Consider the following 17315-nt stretch of genomic DNA (forward strand, 5'->3'; position numbering starts at 1 on the left):
CTGCAGGTGCGGTGGAGACATGTTGATGGCTTCCCGGCTAGGTCGGGTCTTCGGTTTGGCGTCGGCGCCTTCGTTGTGAAACGACACTTATGATTTCAACGCAATTTTCTTGCATCTGTCTTAGTTTCGGCGGCAACGCTATGAGACTCTTTGCTGGCCTCGCTGGAACATTGCGACGAGCCCGGTATCGTGGCGAGATAGCCATCGTATTGCCCGTCGCTTGTCTTTTTTGATGGCGGCCGAAATTGGGCTGGAAACGCACTGCAGAGTTACACGCTGCTTCCACGTTTCCAAATTCGGGATCGCTCACACAGGTGACAATCGGCGCCAGCCAGTCTCCTGCCTGAGTAGCGCCGGACTGGGGTTCTTCACATCTCAGTCAAGACCCAGGCCACACCAAAGATGCATCAGAAAGGCAAAAAAGCCATCCCTTAGTGCATGGCGGACATCTCGAAAGCCCGGTCCATCGACCGCACTTTCGTACAAAATTGATCGGCAACCCGTCAACTGGTAGTCACCCTCGTCCAATCCGGGATCGGTACCGCGATGTGAAGGACGATATCAAGCATCCTCATGTGCAAGACGGTGGGAAACCTAAAAAAGCATCGCCATTCAGGACAGAGTGCAATCCAGCCATGGCAGGGGCCACCACGGCTTCATCTGCGTTGGCAGACTGAACGGCGTAAGCGGGATATGAGAACTGCGGCGTTTCGGGCACGAGGTGAAGCCGTCCGGCCTCGATATGAGGCTGTACCGCGCTCATCCTGAAATAGCCGGATCCACCAACCGAAAGAATATAGCTGAGCGCAAGCGGGCCGAGATCCATAAAAAGGTCCGGCGCGACGTCAGGGAAATTCATGCCATGATGAAACGTAAAATCTGGCCCCCAGTCTATGTGCGCGTAGTCTATGCTGCCCGCCAGGCGTGCTTCCAGATCGGTTGTCACGAGCACGAGTTTTTCTTCCATGAGCAGATCGATCTTCAGGCCGGGCCGATGCTGGGGCGCATACATGATTGCCACGTCGACGAGCCCGGATGCGACTTGATCGATTAGGTCCTGCGGCACATCGACGTGCACATGAAGCGCGATATCCGGAAGGGATTGACGCATCCATCGAACCCAGTCGAGCAGAAGGGGCTCGGCGATGCTGATTTCGCTACCAACAGTCAGAACAGCACGACTGCCGGGTGGAACAGCAACTTGATGAAGGGTGCGCTGCCACAACTGAACGAACATCGGAGCGTGGCGCAGGAACTGCTCTCCGGCGGGAGTGAGCGAAGCGCCGCCTTTGTGGCGGACGAAAAGTTGGCGACCTAGTTGTTGCTCAAGGCTGCGAATTCGCGCGCTCACGGTTGTCTGGGCGACATTCAACCGTTCGGAGGCCCGGATGAAGCTTCCGCTGGAAACAATCTCAAGAAAAGAACGAGCAAGCTCGACGTCCATGAAAAAACATAACATAAAAACTGCATTTAAATGACAGTGAAATTGCGCTCTGAAGTGCCCCCATTTTATCGCGGCCATTCGATCAAGCCGTATCGAGTCCAATAGCAACAACGATTCGGATCTATCATAAAATCTGTATTCATTTGCCGATTAAATTCGTTTGCTACGCGGCATACGCCAGCAATACGCTCCGAGAAATCCACCAAGCTTAGCGCTGGATGCTGCGCAGCGGCGGTTGGAGCGGAGCGCAAGGCTCTCTCCACCTACCCATCGTTTTGCCTGCAGCGTCACAGGAGGAATCATGTCGAGGGAAGAAAAGAGCAAAGGCGATGTGGGGCGGCGTGATTTTCTGAAGCTGTTCGGCGCGGCTGGAGCTGCCGGAGCGGCGGCGAGCGCCCTGCCGCTTGGGGCATCCGCTTCGGCGGACGAAGTCATGGCTGCGACCGCTGACACAAGACATCATCACGTTGCCGTCGCCACCGAACCTCAGGCTGGAGGCATTGGCTACGAATTCTTCAACATCGATGAGTCCGCTTTCATCGAGGCGGCTGTCGATACGCTCATTCCAAGCGACTCAACAGGCCCTGGCGCCAAGGAACTCGGCGTCGCGATCTATATCGACCGGCAGATGGCCGGCGGATACGGCAAGGGCGACCGCCTGTATCTGGAAGGGCCATTTGGCGAGGGTACGCCCGAGCAGGGCTATCAATTGCCGATGACGCCATCGGAACTGATCCGTGCTGGGATCGCCGACGTCAGCGCTTACGTACAGAAAAACCACAAGAGCACCTTCGACGGCCTTTCGGCAAAGGATCGTGCCGCGGTGATGACCGAACTCGACGGCAAGAAGGTCGAGCTTCCGACGGTGCCGACCGCGACCTTCTTCGGGCTTCTGCTCCAACTCACGGTCGAGGGCTATCTGGCCGACCCGATGTATGGCGGAAACAAGGACAGGGCGGCCTGGAAGATGATCGGTTTCCCAGGCGCCGACGCCATGTATATGGACAAGATCGAACCATTTCGGAACAAGCTCTATACGGCTGAACCGAAGGGCATCCAGGATCTCGTTTAATCGGCGAAAGAACAAGGAGACTATAACATGGCCACCAAATTGAACGCGATTGATGTCCTGATTGTCGGCCTGGGGTGGACGGGCGGCATCATTGCCAAGGAACTTGCTTCGACCAAGCTGAAAATCGTCGCCCTTGAGCGGGGAGGCCCGCGCGACACCAATCCGGACTTCATCGACCCACAGATCCATGACGAACTGCGCTACGCCGCCCGCCACGATCTCATGCAGAACGTCCGGCGGGAAACCATCACGTTCCGCAACAATGAATCGCAAACGGCGCTGCCGATGCGGCAACTCGGCTCGTTCCTGCCTGGCCAGGGCGTTGGCGGCGCCGGCGTGCACTGGAACGGTGTCACCTGGCGCTGGCTCGAATGGGACCATCAGGCGCGCACCCGGACGGTCGACAAATACGGCGACAAGATCATCCCTTCGGATATGCACCTGCAGGACTGGCCGATCACCTATGACGATCTCGAGCCCTATTACGACAGGTTCGAAAAGACCTGCGGCACCTCCGGCAAGGCCGGCAACATCAACGGCCGAAAGATCGATGGTGGCAACATCTTCGAAGGATCGCGAAAGGAGGAATACCCCAACCCGCCGATGATCGCCGCGCAGAGCATGGTGATGTTCGAGAAGGCGGCCCGTAATCTCGGGTATCACCCGTTCCCCAATCCGTCGTCAAACGCGTCGCGCGATTACGTCAATCCCGATGGCGTGGCCTTCGGCCAATGTCACTATTGCGGCTTCTGCGAGCGTTTCGGCTGCGAGGCCAATGCTAAGGCTAGCCCGCATTTCACCGTCATTCCGCTGGCGCTGAAGAACCCGAATTTCGAGCTGCGCACCAACTCGATCGTGCTGAAGGTCAATCTCGACTCGACCCGCAAGAAAGCGGTCAGCGTCACCTATCTCGACGCACGCGGGCGGGAGTTCGAACAGCCTGCCGACCTCATCATCCTGTCAGCCTATGCGCTCGGCAATGTCAACCTGCTGCTGCAATCGGGCATCGGCGTGCCTTATGACCCGGGCACGGGCAAGGGCGTGGTCGGCCGCAACTATGCTTATCAGTGCGGTGGCGGGGCTACCGCCTTCTTCGACAAGGAAACCATCCTCAATCGCTTCATGGGCGCCGGCGCGCTCGGCACCTGCATGGATGATTTCAACGGCGACAACTACGATTTCGTGAAGGCCGGCTATATCGGCGGCGGCGGCATCAGCTGCAGCAACTCGGGCGCCCGGCCCATCCAGTCGCATCCAACTCCGCACGGCACGCCGCGCTGGGGCTCCGACTGGAAAAAGGCAGTGGTCGACAATTATGACCACGCGGCCAGTGTCGGAAACCAGGGCGCGGTGATGGCCTACCGGCAGAACTATCTCAGCCTCGACCCGACCTACACCGATGTGTTCGGGCGTCCATTGATGAGGATGACGTTCGACTTCCAGGACAACGAGGTCAAGCAGATGAACGGCCAGGCCGACATCTGCGTGAAGATCGCCAAGGAGATGGGTGCGACTAAGGTTGATCGGAGCATCCCTCCCGTGCCCTATTCGATCGTGCCTTATCAAAGCACGCACAACACGGGCGGGGCAGTGTTTGGAGCCGACCCGAGCACCAGCGTCCTGAACAAATACCTTCAGGTCTGGGATGTCCCGAACGTGTTCGTGACCGGCGCTTGCGTGTTTCCCCAGAACGCCGGAAAGAACCCGACCGGACCCGTAGGCGCTCTTGCCTACTGGGCGGTGGACGCGATCAAGAACCAGTATTTGAAGAATCCCGGCGCACTGGTTCCCTCCTGAGGCAACGCCTGCCGGATCCGCGGTTCGGATCCGGCAGGCAGGGTTTGAACCCCATATCGCCAGGGCCGGGTCGGCCGGGACCAGCCCGCAACAAACGCGTTGAAAGAAGCAAACATGAAATCGACTTTGCTTGGATTGACAACCGCAATTCTCACTACAGTCGGGTCGGCCCATGCGCTGGAGGCATCCCCCGGCAACGCCGAAGCCGGCGCAGCCGTCTTCAAGAGGTGCATGGCCTGCCACTCGGTCGGCCCAGACGCAAAGAACGGAGTAGGTCCGGTTTTGAATGGCATCGTCGGCCGAGCGGCCGGCGTGTATCCGGGCTACAATTATTCCGCGGCGAACAAGAATTCCGGTCTGACCTGGGATGAACCGACCCTGACGATCTATCTGCACGCGCCGCGCAAACTGGTCCCCGGCACAAAGATGACATTTGCCGGTCTCAGCAAGGACCAGGACATCGCCGACGTGATCGCCTACCTGAAACAGTTCAACGCCCAAGGACAGAAGTCGATCCTTGAGTGAGGGGCAACCGTCCGGATCGCAAAGCACGACCTTTATGAAGTTCCTGCTGCACAAGGGCCTGGGATATTCCTCGATCCATCGGATCGGTGACTACCTGCGCAGCCATGGAGCGGGTCGTCACTGGATCGAGCGATATCGCGGCGACGTCTTTCTGGTCGTATTGGACGAAGTCGACGAGGCGATCCTTGGAAAGGAATTCTCCGAACTTCTTGATGCGGTCAACGAGACGGAGGGAGACGGGACACGAGGTCGATGAGTGAAAAAATCTTCAATGACAGAGTAAAATTGAAACGGGCATATGAGAGTCCCGCTGCCGACGACGGCAAGCGAGTGTTGGTTGACCGGCTTTGGCCGCGCGGGGTCAGGAAGACCGAAGCCGCCATCGACTGTTGGATGAAGCAACTCGCGCCAAGCACCGAGCTTCGGCAATGGTTCGGACACGATCCAGCCCGTTGGGAGGAATTCCGCCGGCGATATGCGGCGGAAATCCATGAGCATCGCGATGAACTGGAACAGCTGCGCGACCTGATACGGCAGGGCACCGTTACACTCGTCTACTCGGCTCATGACGAGGCCCACAACGACGCCGTTGTCCTTAGAGAGATTTTGCTGAAACACCGATAGTGACGGGGCGCTCCTCCATTGCCATTGGGCGTGCGATCGCGGCCACGACAACAAACTCTCCGGGAACCAAAGCAGAAAACACCCATCCAATGATCGATGGGCGTTCACCTTAGAGGAGAAGACGATGAAATTCTTCGTCGATACCGCCGATATATCCGAAATTCGTGAGTTTGCCGCCGCTGGCGTTCTCGACGGGGTGACCACAAACCCGTCGCTTGTAGCAAAGACCGGACGACCCATCAGGGATGTGATCAAGGAGATTTGCCAGACGATCGAGGGTCCGGTTTCAGCGGAAGTCACCGCGACCAATTTCGACGGCATGGTCGCCGAAGGAGAGCGTTTGGCCGGCATTGCCGCCAACGTGGCAGTCAAGGTGCCGTCGACCTGGGAAGGGTTCAGGGCTTGCCGGGCTCTCAGTCTGCTCGGCCACAAAGTCAATGTCACCCTGTGCTTTTCAGCCAACCAGGCGCTGCTCGCAGCCAAGGCAGGCGCGACCTTCATTTCGCCGTTCGTCGGCAGGCTTGATGACCTTGGGCTCGACGGCATGGAGGTGATCCGGGAAATCCGCAAGATCTACGACAACGACAAATCCTTCACGACCGAGATCCTGGCGTCTTCAATTCGCACCCCTCTCCATGTCAAACAGGCGGCGATCGCCGGCGCCGATATCGCGACCGTACCACCTGCGGTGCTCAGAAACCTCGCCAAACACCCACTCACCGACAAGGGCCTGGCGTCCTTTCTCGCCGACTGGGATAAGACGGGGCAAGTAATCCTGTAATTCCCTGCCCGGGATCACCCGAGAGCAACCATAAATAATGCACACAACTGTCGATTAAATGCGTTTGCATGATAGCAGAGATGGCGAGAAACTACGGACAACAGACGTCCAATCGGCATCGAGTCCATGGCTGCACGTTTAGCACAAGCGGTGCCGAGAGCCTGAAGACGCACAATCAGGTGAAGGTATTCAGAGGCTGGCGGGCCTGAGTTCCCGCTTCTCGTCGGTATAGGCGATTTCAACACCTGATCGCCAAAGGAGAAGAAAATGCCTGAAGGCCATAACAAACCGAACGGGCCGGATCTGGTCCAGGGGATCGCGTTGTCCGATCTTCCCGATGGCGCAAAGCTTGTCGGCCATTGCGGCGATGAGCAGGTGCTGCTTGTGCGCCGCGGGGCGGAGGTCTTCGCCGTCGGGGCGACCTGCACGCATTACGGCGGGCCGCTCGTCGAGGGTCTTGTGGTGGAGGATACCGTCCGGTGTCCTTGGCATCATGCGTGCTTCGATTTGCGCACAGGCGAGGCTTTGCGCGCCCCCGCCTTCAATCCACTCGCCTGCTGGTCGGTGGAACAACGCGATGATCGGATATTCGTCGGCGAGAAAATCAAACGGATGGTTCCGAAACCGCGTTCTGGAGGCTCCAGCCAAGTCCCCGAGAAGATCGTCATTGTCGGCGGAGGCGCCGCGGGTTTCGCAGCGGCCGACATGCTGCGGCGCGAGCAGTTCCAGGGCAGCATCGTGATGATTAGCGAGGACCAATCGGCGCCCGTCGACCGGCCGAACCTCTCCAAAGACTACCTCGCGGGAAAATCGCCGGAGGACTGGATTCCGCTCCGCGGGGAGAAATTCTATTCAAAAAACAACATCGACCTGCGTCTCGACACGAAGGCCGTTGATATCGACCTGCGTTCCCTCGAGGTCGTCCTCGCTGATGAAAGAAGGGTTCCTTACCACAGGCTGCTGCTTGCGACCGGCGCCGAACCCGTCCGCCTGACCATCCCCGGCGCCGACTTGCCGCACGTTCACACGCTGCGCTCGTTCGCAGACTGCAAGGCGATCATCGAGCATGCCGCGACTGCCCGTCGCGCGGTCGTGCTTGGCGCCAGTTTCATTGGCCTGGAAGTTGCCGCGGCTCTGCGCGCGCGCGCGATCGAAGTTCATGTCGTGGCGCCGGAAAAACGACCCATGGAGCGCGTCCTCGGCCCGCAAATGGGCGACTTCATCCGCGCCCTGCATGAAGAGCATGGCGTCGTATTCCATCTCGAGAATACAGCGAGCAGAATCGACGCCAAGAAGGTAAATCTCAGCAGTGGCGGCTCATTGGCGGCAGATTTCGTCGTCGTCGGCATCGGCGTGCGGCCGCGGATCAGACTTGCCGAAACGGCGGGGCTGGTCGTTGATCACGGCGTTGTTGTGGACGCCTTTCTGGAAACGAGCGAGCCAGGGGTATTCGCGGCCGGCGATATTGCGCGATGGCGCGATCCCCACAGCGGTGAGAAAATTCGGGTCGAGCATTGGGTGGTTGCAGAGAGGCAGGGACGAACCGCGGCCCTCAACATGCTCGGCCAACGCGACAAATTCAACGGCGTGCCGTTCTTCTGGAGTCAGCATTACGATGTTCCCATCAACTATGTCGGTCATGCGGAGCGATGGGACGAGATCGCGGTCGATGGGAATATCGCCTCCAGGGATTGCCTGCTGCGCTTCAAGCGCGAAGGACGCACGCTGGCTGTCGCTTCGATCTTCCGCGACATCGAAAGTCTGGAGGCCGAGGTGGAAATGGAGCACCAGATGGCGACCTAGCAGAGCGCTCTCGGGCACCGCAGTTCGAAGAAGAGCGCAATCAGAAATGGCTGAGCGCAATGCCGTCATGATCGAAAGGAGTTCGAATTATGTCCACAGTGCAACAGGAACTTAGCACCACTAACGGTATGAGCACGGTCGCGCCCGCGCAACATTATTCAACGTTCGTCAAAATCATCAAGACGGTCGGCAAGGAAGCGTCCAACATGACGCCGACCTCGGTTGAAATCTTCTCGAACGGCAGCCAGTGGTACTGTCAGGTCCGTCGCGGTAACAAAACGACCAAGCCGATGGGCCCCTATTCCAAACTACAGGCTGAGCGAATCCAGGATGCCCGGCGAATGCTGATCGCAAAAAGAGGCACAGCTAATCTCGTGTTTGAGTAGGGCGAGGAGCTTTGACGGGCGGCGCCAGGCGACGAGCTGCTTCGTTGCGATGATCGGTGCGACGACGGCTCCCAGCGCAGGACGCCTTTCTAACGCCTGATACCAGTTGTCGCGGCGCATTTTCGCGGCACGTCGCCGTTCGACTTGGCCGAGGCTCATTACCCGATCCCGGAAGGAAGTCCAATGGCCTACAAGTCAATCGTTCTCAATCTCGACATCGATGGTATGGTTGCTCCTGTCATCAAGCTCGGTGTCGATCTGGCTCGGCGGTTCGATGCGCGTCTGATCGGCCTTTCGGCTGCCGATGTTCCCCCACCCATCGTAATGGAAGGAGGCGTCGCATTCGACGGTGAGAACATGCTGCGCCAGCGGAAGAACATCGAGCGGCGACTCGAGGATCTCCGCGCGGAATTCGAAGGTCTTGCTGGCGCGACGGTTGAGACGGAATGGCGCGGGAGGGTGGGCAATCCGACCCGCTCGCTGATCGATTCGGCGCGTGTGGCCGATCTCATCGTCACAGCGTCGCCCGAAGGTGACTCTTCTGGCAACACTCATCGTTCCACCGACCTGGGCAATCTAATCCTTCAGGCAGGACGACCTGTATTTGTCGCCTCCACCAACCAGGAAAATATCCGGATCAACAAGGTTCTTGTCGGGTGGAAGGACACCCGTGAAGCTAGGCGTGCGGTTGCTGATGCCATGCCGTTTCTGCAAATGGCCAAGGAGGTTCGTATAACCACGATCGACGATGACGCGACCGATGAAACCTGGAATAGTCTGGACGATGTTGTTGCCTTGCTTTCCTTTCACGGCGTAAAGGCGATGGCGGAAGTGTTTCCGGAGAAATCCGATGGCGGAACGATCGCCGATGTGGCCGACGCAATGCGTGCGGATCTGGTCATATCCGGCGCCTACGGTCATAGCAGGTTCAGGGAGTGGATCTTCGGCGGGGCTACCCGCTCGCTGCTTGAAAATGATCGGCTGAACCGGGTGATGTCGAATTGATCACGTTGCTCGAACGATCGATACGCTCGGTCAAGCTGAATAACGTGACAAGGACTTTGCCCGCTGTAGGATTTTCGTCGTGCCGTCCCCCGAGCCAGTTGCATGCCCACGGTGTCGGCCTGAGTAAGGAGGCCCTTCATGAACTCCGATACACCTGATACTGACCGTCCGGACTTCGGCAAAGGCATCCCTCTGAGCCAACTCGCAGATGGCGCCATGCTCTCCGGCTATGTCGGCAACGAGCCTGTCTTGCTGGCACGTCGGGGCGAGGAAATATTCGCCGTTGGATCGGTCTGTACACACTACGGCGCACCTTTGGCCGATGGCTCCTCGTGGAGGATAATGTGCGTTGCCCTTGGCATCACGCCTGTTTCAGTCTGCGCAAGGGGGAAGCGGTCCGCGCCCCTGCCCTATCATCAATCCCCTGCTATGATGTCGAGCAAACTGACGCGTACATAAGGGTTCGGGTGCGGCGCCAGCCTAGGCGATGGGCAAGAACGGGTGACTGCCAAGCCTCAGCCAAATGCGCCAAAATTGACCCTACCCAGACGGAGCACCGAGAAATGACGGAACACAAGAAGGCACCACGACGCCGACCCGCGACCGTCTCGATGACGAAAACGTTTGAAGTCGGGGATCGGGTGAGTTGGAACTCGGAGGCAGGTCGCGTCCACGGAACGATCATTCGGATTCATACCCAAGATATAGACTATAAAGGCCACACGCATCACGCGAGCCCGCAGTCTCCTCAATACGAGATCAAGAGCAGCAAGACCGACCACGTGGCCCTGCACCGCGGCCAGGTGCTGACCCGATTAAGCGACTGACGGGAGCAACGCGTGGACGGGTCTCCCTGAACACGGACAGAACTTTCGGACCATCCGGTGCCGAGTCCACCGCACGCTTATCATGCCGCCGGCTCGTGAGGAGCAGCCGCGCTGCCCAGGACAGCAGAAACCCGGGTGCGCAGGTGAGGCACCAATTCGTTCTCGAACCACGGGTTGCGACGCAGCCAGGCTGTACTGCGCCACGAGGGATGGGGCAGCGGGATGACTGCCGGACCATAGGTGCGCCACGCGGCAACGGTTGCGGTCATCGACCTCCCCGAGGCGTGTTGCAACGCCCACCGTTGAGCGTAACCGCCGACCAGGAGCGTCAGTTCCACTCTAGGCAAGCACGCCAGAAGCGACCGTCGCCAGAGCGCGGCACACCGGGACGGTGGCGGGTGGTCGCCCCCTTTGGGATTGGTCCCAGGAAAGCAGAACGCCATCGGAGCCACGCCAATTCGCGAATCCCCATAGAAGACGCTGCGATCCAGCCCAAGCCACGCGCGCAAGCGGTCACCTGAGGGGTCGTCGAACGGCAATCCGCACTCATGCACCCGTCGTCCTGGGGCTTGGCCACAGATCAAGAGCCGGGTCTCGGAAGTGACCTGCACCACCGGGCGCGGTTCATGGCTGAATTCCCCAGCACAGGCGCGACAGGCACGAATGCTCGAAAGCAACGCGTCAAGTTGCGGCGCTTCCGACCTAGCGCGTGTTTCGGGGCTCCCCAGGCCGGGCCTAGTTGCAGCAACCTCTACCAAATCGTTCTAAACCTGTTGGTGTCCTACCCTACGATCAGTTTAACGACTGACCATTGAATGTGGGAACCAGGGTAAGATGCGACCAGCCGCCACTGGCGCAGCGCGACCGTTCGCCGCGGTGAGGCAAAGCCCCGACACCAGATTGGGCTGCGTCGACTTGTTTGGTCGACATGTCCCGCCTAGCTGTGGCCGCGTCAACCTCGCCGAACAACGGTTTCCGAAGCCAGATCTGGACGGCATCTATCCGACAAATGATTTCGATTGACCTTTTAACGCAGTTTTCATGTTATGATCGCCATGGACATCGAGCTCGCTCGCACTTTTATCGAAATCGTTTCGACAGGGAGTTTCATTCGGGCCTCTGAGCGCTTGAACGTCGCCCAGACGACCGTGAGCGCACGAATCCGTAACCTCGAGCAGCAACTGGGTCGCCAGCTTTTCGTCCGCCACAAGGGCGGCGCCTCGCTCACTCCCGCCGGCGAGCAGTTCCTGCGCCACGCCCCGATGTTCGTCCAGTTGTGGCAACGCACCCTTCACCAGGTTGCCGTGCCCCCGGGACGCCGAGCTGTTCTGACGGTCGGCAGCGAAGTCAGCCTTGCCCAACCCCTTCTGCTCGACTGGGTCCGATGGATGCGTCAATCCCTTCCGGATATCGCGCTTCGTGTGCACGTCGATGTGCCGCAGGACTTGATCAAACAAGTCGCATCCGGGCTCGTCGACGTGGCGATCATGTACGCGCCCCAGCATCGACCCGGCCTGAAAATCGATCTGCTTCTGGAAGAAAAACTCGTGTTTGCGACCACCAATTCCGAAGCGCGCCTCCTGGACGGGTCTGATTATGTCTATATGGATTGGGGCCCGGACTTTGGACATCACCACGGGATGAGTTTCCCAACTGCTGCGCCCGATCTTACTTTCGATCTCGGCCCGCTCGCATTGAACTATGTTCTTGCGGCGGGTGGCTCGGGATATTTCAGGATGAGCTCTGTGCAGCCTCACGTAGTGGCCGGCCGGCTGCACCTTGTGCCCGAAATGCCGCAGTTCTCCTATCCGGTTTACGCGGTGCAATCCGCAAATGCGGATGAGAGCGTAATAGGTCCTGCCCTGACAGGATTGCATTCCGTTGCAAGCGTCGACAAATAATAGGAGCTCTTTTTGGGCGTCTAAGTGTCCGCTTGGATTGACGGGAACAGGAGATCCACTGTTGTCCCAATCCCTGGTTCACTCCTTATCCGGATCCGACCATTAACCGCCTGCGCCAATGCCTGTACTTGCAACATCCCTATCCCGGTGCCCTTCTCACCCTTTGTGGTGAAGAAAGGATCGAACACCTTCCGCAAAACTTCCGGAGCCATGCCGCAACCATGGTCTTTGACGCGAACGCGTGCGTAGGTACCCGGCCCGGGTGGGTCAGGTGTCATGGTGGTTTGCACGAATCGCTCAGTGATGACGTGAATCTCCCCGCCACCTGGCATCGCATCTCGCGCGTTTATGACGAGATTAAGCACTGCAGCGTCGAACAGCGCTGGGTCGATCAAGCAGTCCGGGACGTCGGAACCAAGCTCCAGCTTGACGCGGACATCGGGACCGGCGCCATACCTTAAGAGGGGCGCGAAAGACTTGAGGAACTCATTCAAATTGCCAGCATGGGCATCGAGTTCCTGATGCTTTGCGAAGGCGAGTAGCTGTGACGTTAGCTCGATCCCTCGATCGATCCCTTCCCGCGCTGCGGCAATGTAGGCACGCACGCTTTCGGGTGCGTCAGCTCTCCGCTCCGCGAGCCCGAGCCCGGATTGGATTACTGCCAGGAGATTTCTGAAATCATGGGCAATACCGCCTGTCATTTCGCCCAGCGCAGCAAGCCGGTGCGTCGCACGTTCGCGTTGCTCGACTGCAGTTCGGAGATAGAGAGTCGTGTCCGGCATCGGAGTGCGCGCGTCGCGTTCGGCCCGAGATGGTCGTTGAGTTTCACACGGAAACACACAGCCTGTCATAGAAGTCGCCCCTAAAGGTCACTGACGACACCCGAGCAACGCGCGCTCCCATCAATATCGTCGTATTCTGTCTATTTGTTGCTGAGGGCCGTGCCTTTCATGCGCATGATCTAAGCACGCCGGACGACCCTTTTCGTCATAATGTCTTCGACAGTCGGGAATGCCTTGAGGGTCTCCTCCGCTAGGTCGCCATTTGCTCCGACCATTTCAGACCAGCCGTGTACCTCTGGTTCGCCGACGATGATACGGCCGACCATCCCGGCATGCTCATGCGGGACACAATAATAATCGTACACCCCCTGCTCGGTGAAGGTAACCGAAAAGCTTTCCTTGGGCAGGAGGTAGTCGGAATCCCATGGTTTTGCCGCCTTGGGCATGCGAAGCGGTCGCTCGAAGTTTGCCGGGTGGTAGGCTGTGGTTGTGTGCGAATTGCCAGGATTGAGATTGGTCCAGCGGACCGTCTGACTCGGTTTGATCAGAATGCCAATCGGATCGAACCAGACTTGTGAACCGTCGCCGCGCCCTTGCATCTTGATTTCGACCACCTCGCCGGCCCATACCGACAGAGAAGGCAGGGAAAGGGCGGCGGCGAGACCGCCGCCCGCGCCCAATATCTCACGGCGCGTGAGTGTCATTTGGCGACCCGCGCCTCGTCTGCGGCTGGGACATGCCACAGCACAATGTGGACATGCGGCTCTTCGACGCCTGGATGACCGGCATTGTAGTAGACGTCGACATGGTCGACATTGCCGCCGGGCGCGGCGAGGTTGTCAAAGCGTTTGTCCGGATTGAGATCTTTGATAGGCAGCATATAGATGGTGCTGACAATTTTGCCGTCGTGATCATAGGCAAGGAACGGACCGGCCGGCAGTGTCGCCGGATCGACAAAAAGTTGACCCATGCCAGGTAGGAAGTCGGGCAGCTTCACAAGCTTGCTGACCTGTTGGTAAGGCGCTGCTGGCGGGGATTTGGTGACCTCAGACGCCGCCATGGCGCAAAGCGAGCTGGCCATTGTCACGACAAGTGCGAGGGCGAGCTTCTTCATAGGTTATCTCCTTGTTGAATTCAAAAGTCACGATGCCGACAATTTAGGAGACCGGTACACGAAATCGTTGTTTAGCTTGTTGATACGGCCTGTCGCGCCCTGCCAGTAAGTAGGAGGCCCCTATTTTCGTCAAACGAAATTAGCTGGCATTTCAGTGCAGTAATTCTGCTTGCGCCGCCCGCACTGTTTGCTTGATTTCCGGAAATCCTTCACTACCTGTCAATTGCCATGGATATCTTCAGCCTCCATTTCCGGCGAGAGCCAATCCACCTCAAAATGGGCTCTTAACCCGGACGCGAGAAGGCACTGCCTTCGCGGCCGGGACAGCCAGGATTCCACTTCATCCGAAAGTGAACAGAGCCCTGCTTAAGCAGTGCGACTGATCACTGCGCGTTTGGAACGACACGAAGATTGACGCTCATGATCTCCCCCATCCTGTCAGAAGAAGACATCTCGCTTGACCTTGTGACAAAGGGAAAGCAATCAGCCTTGTCAAAAATCGCGATTAGGATTGCGCGAAGAACTGGGATTGACCAGCAGGTGGTTCTGCGTGGTCTTTTCGACCGCGAGCATCTCGGCTCGACCGGCATCGGCCGTGGCGTCGCGATCCCGCACGCTCTACTCAGCACAATCTATTCGCCTGTCGCGTCTTTGACACGCTTGGCCCAGCCCATTGATTTCGAGGGCCCAGACGACGATCGTGTAGATCTCATTTACACCGTGCTCTGGCCGCGTTCTGCCACTTCCGCCTTTCTCCCTGCCCTTTCGCAAATGTGCCGGCTGTTTCGGGCATCTCAGGTTCGGGAACATCTCCGGCAGGCACGGTCATCTGATGAGGTGTTGGCGATCCTCGAAACTGAATCGCATCAGGAATTCCCTCCCAATTTGCATACTTCCCGTGTCGGACCTTACACCGCAATGTCTAGGCAGTTCGGCAACGCCTAGGTCCCCAGGCCACGTTGGGGCGGACCTTGGGAGGTTTCGCAAAGATAGATTGACAATCTATGTTTTATGGCGATCATCATGGGCGAGCCAAGGCTTGAACCCGCTTGGATGGGACAGAGGAAGCCAGGAGCAAACAGATGAGCCAGAACGATCAGAGCAGGAGGACGATCGTCGTCGACGGCGTCCCATTGCCAGAGTTGCTTGATGAGACAACGATCCGCGAGGTGGTCCACGGTTTTTACGGCGAAATTCGACATGATGACCTTCTCGGCCCCATTTTCCACGATCGGATCGAGCCAGACAGTTGGCCACAGCATCTAGCGAAGATGTGTGACTTCTGGTCTGCGACGTTGCTTCGGACGTCCCGATATGAGGGGCGGCCACTGCCGCCACACCTGGCTATAGCCGGCCTCGGCGAGACGCATTTCCGTCGCTGGTTAAAGTTGTTTCGCAAAACGGTTCGCCGCATTTGCCCGCCCGAGGTGGCAGCGCTCTTTATGGACCGAGCGCTTCGTATCGCGCACAGTTTCCGTTTAGCGATTGCCTTCAACCGCGGTGAGACCACGATTGGCCTCGCACCTATTGTCGAGAAGGACCTTTGATGCAGACTGGTTGGTAAGGATTCTCGCGCCAACAGCAGGAGAGATGCATGCGGCTGACTGCCTTCTCAGACTACGCGTTGCGAATGCTGATGTACGCCGCCTCCGCCGGTGATCGGCTGATCACGATCGAGGAAGCTGCGCGCACCTTCAACATATCGAAGACGCACCTGAACAAGGTCGCCAATACCCTCACCCGCAGCGGCTATCTGAAAGCCATCCGTGGCCGTTCCGGCGGGCTTGTTCTCGGACAGCGGCCCGAGATGATCCGGATCGGCGACGTCGTGCGGTTGACGGAGCCGGATTTCGCACTGGTTGAATGTTTCGCGACTGATGGAAACCAATGTGTACTAACTGCCTCTTGCAAGCTTTCAGGGATGTTTGGTGAAGCGATTGCCTCGTTCCAGAGCACCCTGGACCGCTATACGCTGGCCGACATCATGCTGGCGCCGAAGGACTTCCTTGGCAGCCCGAAAAGACCCGCTGGCAACGGTGCGGCGCACAACGTCTCATGATTATTTCGTTACGTGCCCGTTTTGCTCCGATGGAGACGCCCATGCCTGACTCAAAGAAGAAGGAAAAGCCGTTACCGAGAGAGATCGATTCCGGTATCGACCCCGACAACAGCCTGCTGCCAATGCTTCTTGGCGGGCTTGTGTTGATAGTCCTCGGCGCGATTGTCGTCATGATGTTTGTCTAGTTGGCGACGCATGACGCTGTGTTAGAACATCGTTCAGCAGCATTCGTGCAGTCAAGCGCCCGCGTGACGCCAATGTAGGGCGGGGCACTCTCGTGATGTCGCCGCTGGGGACATGTTGTCGCAGAACAGAGTCCACTTGAGCCTGGTGTCCGCCGAAGACAATCGCGTATTAGGCGACAATATGGCGCCAGGTTTGCGACGGCGGTACGTGGCCGGACTGTGTACGCCATCGGTGTCGGTGTCTAAGTACAATGAGGTCCGAGACTCCTCAGTTCGATGAAGTGAGTTCGTGAGCTAAAAAAGGCCGGACTGATAAGCCCGGCCAGGTTTGAAGGTAAATACCTCCTGAGGGGAACGCGTCGACGAATGGGGAGAAACGCTCGACGCAACACCTATGTGGGACGCGTAGCTTATCTTACAACGACAGGGTGATGGGCCACAATCGCTGCTCCGTCGAGCCAGGGACGCAAAGCTCGCCTTCATTTGTCGAGCAGGTGGATACCCGCGCACCACCTAGAAGAACTTTGGAATAAATGGCACTAGTTGACCTTTTTTTGAGCCCTATAAACTGCGCAAGAGATCAACATAGAAACTGCAGATATTTAATCATAAAATTCATTTGCTTCACGAAGGACTGAGCTTTAGCCTAACCTCGATCGTTGTGAGGCGATCGCAAATCAGTTAGGAGAAAACGATCGTGAGCATCAAAATACTTTGCATGGGAGCGGCGGCTCTCACAATTGTAGCTGGCGTAGCATTTGCGGGTGCGCTTGACGAACCGGCAAAAATGGCGCCCTTTCACACCGACTCCACCATGAAGACCTTGAAATCGCAAGCCGACTTCAGGAGCGCGTGGATGGCGATGAACGACGAGGACCGAGCCGGGATGATGAAGGAGTGTGGCGACGAAGCCATAGCCAAAAATCACGACAATTTCTGCAAGATGACCAAGCAACTTGGCGGCGCCAACTGAATGGGGCTTTTTGCGAATCAAAATGGCAGGCACAATT

21 protein-coding genes and 2 pseudogenes are annotated in these 17315 nt (G+C 58.1%); 18 read left to right on the plus strand and 5 right to left on the minus strand.

Annotated elements, in window-relative coordinates:
* Positions 1-571: 571 nt before the first annotated feature.
* Positions 572-1522 (minus strand): LysR family transcriptional regulator, encoded by a 951-nt coding sequence (locus LB559_RS14305; protein WP_224674321.1) that lies wholly within the window; start codon positions 1520-1522, stop codon positions 572-574.
* A gap of 223 nt (positions 1523-1745) precedes the next feature.
* On the opposite strand from LB559_RS14305, the gene LB559_RS14310 reads away from it, so the two are divergent.
* The 12 genes and pseudogenes from LB559_RS14310 (at position 1746) to LB559_RS14360 (ending at position 10264) form a co-directional block, all read left to right on the plus strand.
* A complete protein-coding gene (locus LB559_RS14310; RefSeq protein WP_224674322.1) occupies positions 1746-2516 on the plus strand; it encodes a gluconate 2-dehydrogenase subunit 3 family protein in 771 nt (256 codons plus the stop codon).
* A 27-nt stretch (positions 2517-2543) separates the two neighbouring features.
* Complete coding sequence (locus tag LB559_RS14315) at positions 2544-4313, plus strand: GMC family oxidoreductase (RefSeq protein WP_224674323.1); 1770 nt, start codon at positions 2544-2546, stop codon at positions 4311-4313.
* A gap of 99 nt (positions 4314-4412) precedes the next feature.
* Positions 4413-4838, plus strand: a complete 426-nt coding sequence (locus tag LB559_RS14320) for a c-type cytochrome (RefSeq protein ID WP_224674324.1) — start codon at positions 4413-4415, stop codon at positions 4836-4838.
* A gap of 34 nt (positions 4839-4872) precedes the next feature.
* Complete coding sequence (locus tag LB559_RS14325) at positions 4873-5094, plus strand: hypothetical protein (RefSeq protein ID WP_064994265.1); 222 nt, start codon at positions 4873-4875, stop codon at positions 5092-5094.
* Complete coding sequence (locus tag LB559_RS14330; RefSeq protein ID WP_224674325.1) at positions 5091-5462, plus strand: DUF488 domain-containing protein; 372 nt, start codon at positions 5091-5093, stop codon at positions 5460-5462. The genes LB559_RS14325 and LB559_RS14330 overlap by 4 nt, the downstream gene beginning before the upstream one ends.
* A gap of 124 nt (positions 5463-5586) precedes the next feature.
* Positions 5587-6243: a fructose-6-phosphate aldolase gene (fsa, locus tag LB559_RS14335; RefSeq protein WP_224674326.1), complete on the plus strand. Its 657-nt coding sequence runs from the start codon at positions 5587-5589 to the stop codon at positions 6241-6243.
* A gap of 267 nt (positions 6244-6510) precedes the next feature.
* A complete protein-coding gene (locus LB559_RS14340; RefSeq protein WP_224674327.1) occupies positions 6511-8046 on the plus strand; it encodes an FAD-dependent oxidoreductase in 1536 nt (511 codons plus the stop codon).
* Between the two features lie 89 nt (positions 8047-8135).
* Positions 8136-8432, plus strand: a complete 297-nt coding sequence (locus LB559_RS14345) for a hypothetical protein (protein ID WP_064994261.1) — start codon at positions 8136-8138, stop codon at positions 8430-8432.
* A gap of 183 nt (positions 8433-8615) precedes the next feature.
* Entirely contained in the window at positions 8616-9437 is an 822-nt protein-coding gene (locus LB559_RS14350; RefSeq protein WP_224674328.1) for a universal stress protein, read from the plus strand.
* A gap of 138 nt (positions 9438-9575) precedes the next feature.
* Positions 9576-9755, plus strand: a pseudogene (locus LB559_RS33150) (Rieske 2Fe-2S domain-containing protein); the annotation flags it as partial.
* 26 nt (positions 9756-9781) lie between these two features.
* Positions 9782-9826 (plus strand): annotated as a pseudogene (locus LB559_RS33155) (hypothetical protein); the annotation flags it as partial.
* A gap of 222 nt (positions 9827-10048) precedes the next feature.
* On the plus strand, positions 10049-10264 hold the full coding sequence (locus LB559_RS14360) for a DUF2945 domain-containing protein (protein ID WP_064994287.1): 216 nt from the start codon (positions 10049-10051) through the stop codon (positions 10262-10264).
* 80 nt (positions 10265-10344) lie between these two features.
* Here LB559_RS14360 and LB559_RS14365 read toward each other — a convergent pair whose 3' ends face one another.
* Positions 10345-10992, minus strand: a complete 648-nt coding sequence (locus tag LB559_RS14365) for a uracil-DNA glycosylase family protein (RefSeq protein WP_128337844.1) — start codon at positions 10990-10992, stop codon at positions 10345-10347.
* Positions 10993-11319: 327 nt separating this feature from the next.
* Here LB559_RS14365 and LB559_RS14370 point away from each other — a divergent pair, with 327 nt between their 5' ends.
* Positions 11320-12165, plus strand: a complete 846-nt coding sequence (locus LB559_RS14370; protein ID WP_224674330.1) for a LysR family transcriptional regulator — start codon at positions 11320-11322, stop codon at positions 12163-12165.
* 20 nt (positions 12166-12185) lie between these two features.
* On the opposite strand, the gene LB559_RS14375 is transcribed toward LB559_RS14370, so the two are convergent.
* The 3 genes from LB559_RS14375 to LB559_RS14385 form a co-directional block, all read right to left on the minus strand.
* Positions 12186-12947, minus strand: coding sequence for a two-component system sensor histidine kinase NtrB (locus tag LB559_RS14375; RefSeq protein ID WP_224674331.1), 762 nt, complete (start codon positions 12945-12947; stop codon positions 12186-12188).
* 179 nt (positions 12948-13126) lie between these two features.
* Positions 13127-13651 (minus strand): plastocyanin/azurin family copper-binding protein, encoded by a 525-nt coding sequence (locus tag LB559_RS14380; RefSeq protein WP_224674332.1) that lies wholly within the window; start codon positions 13649-13651, stop codon positions 13127-13129.
* Positions 13648-14061: a DUF5602 domain-containing protein gene (locus LB559_RS14385; RefSeq protein WP_064994258.1), complete on the minus strand. Its 414-nt coding sequence runs from the start codon at positions 14059-14061 to the stop codon at positions 13648-13650. Before LB559_RS14385 ends, LB559_RS14380 begins: the two co-directional genes overlap by 4 nt.
* A gap of 420 nt (positions 14062-14481) precedes the next feature.
* On the opposite strand from LB559_RS14385, the gene LB559_RS14390 reads away from it, so the two are divergent.
* From LB559_RS14390 to LB559_RS14410, 5 genes are all read left to right on the plus strand, one after another.
* A complete protein-coding gene (locus LB559_RS14390) occupies positions 14482-15006 on the plus strand; it encodes a PTS sugar transporter subunit IIA (protein WP_224674386.1) in 525 nt (174 codons plus the stop codon).
* 137 nt (positions 15007-15143) lie between these two features.
* The gene (locus LB559_RS14395) at positions 15144-15608 is read left to right on the plus strand and encodes a group III truncated hemoglobin (RefSeq protein WP_127365598.1); all 465 of its coding nucleotides are present in this window, start codon (positions 15144-15146) and stop codon (positions 15606-15608) included.
* Between the two features lie 47 nt (positions 15609-15655).
* Entirely contained in the window at positions 15656-16120 is a 465-nt protein-coding gene (locus tag LB559_RS14400; RefSeq protein WP_224674333.1) for an RrF2 family transcriptional regulator, read from the plus strand.
* Between the two features lie 41 nt (positions 16121-16161).
* Complete coding sequence (locus LB559_RS14405) at positions 16162-16305, plus strand: hypothetical protein (RefSeq protein ID WP_224674334.1); 144 nt, start codon at positions 16162-16164, stop codon at positions 16303-16305.
* A 697-nt stretch (positions 16306-17002) separates the two neighbouring features.
* On the plus strand, positions 17003-17278 hold the full coding sequence (locus LB559_RS14410; protein WP_064994255.1) for a hypothetical protein: 276 nt from the start codon (positions 17003-17005) through the stop codon (positions 17276-17278).
* Positions 17279-17315: the final 37 nt, after the last annotated feature.

This window comes from Mesorhizobium sp. BR1-1-3, from assembly GCF_020165455.1.
Lineage (GTDB): Bacteria > Pseudomonadota > Alphaproteobacteria > Rhizobiales > Rhizobiaceae > Mesorhizobium > Mesorhizobium ciceri.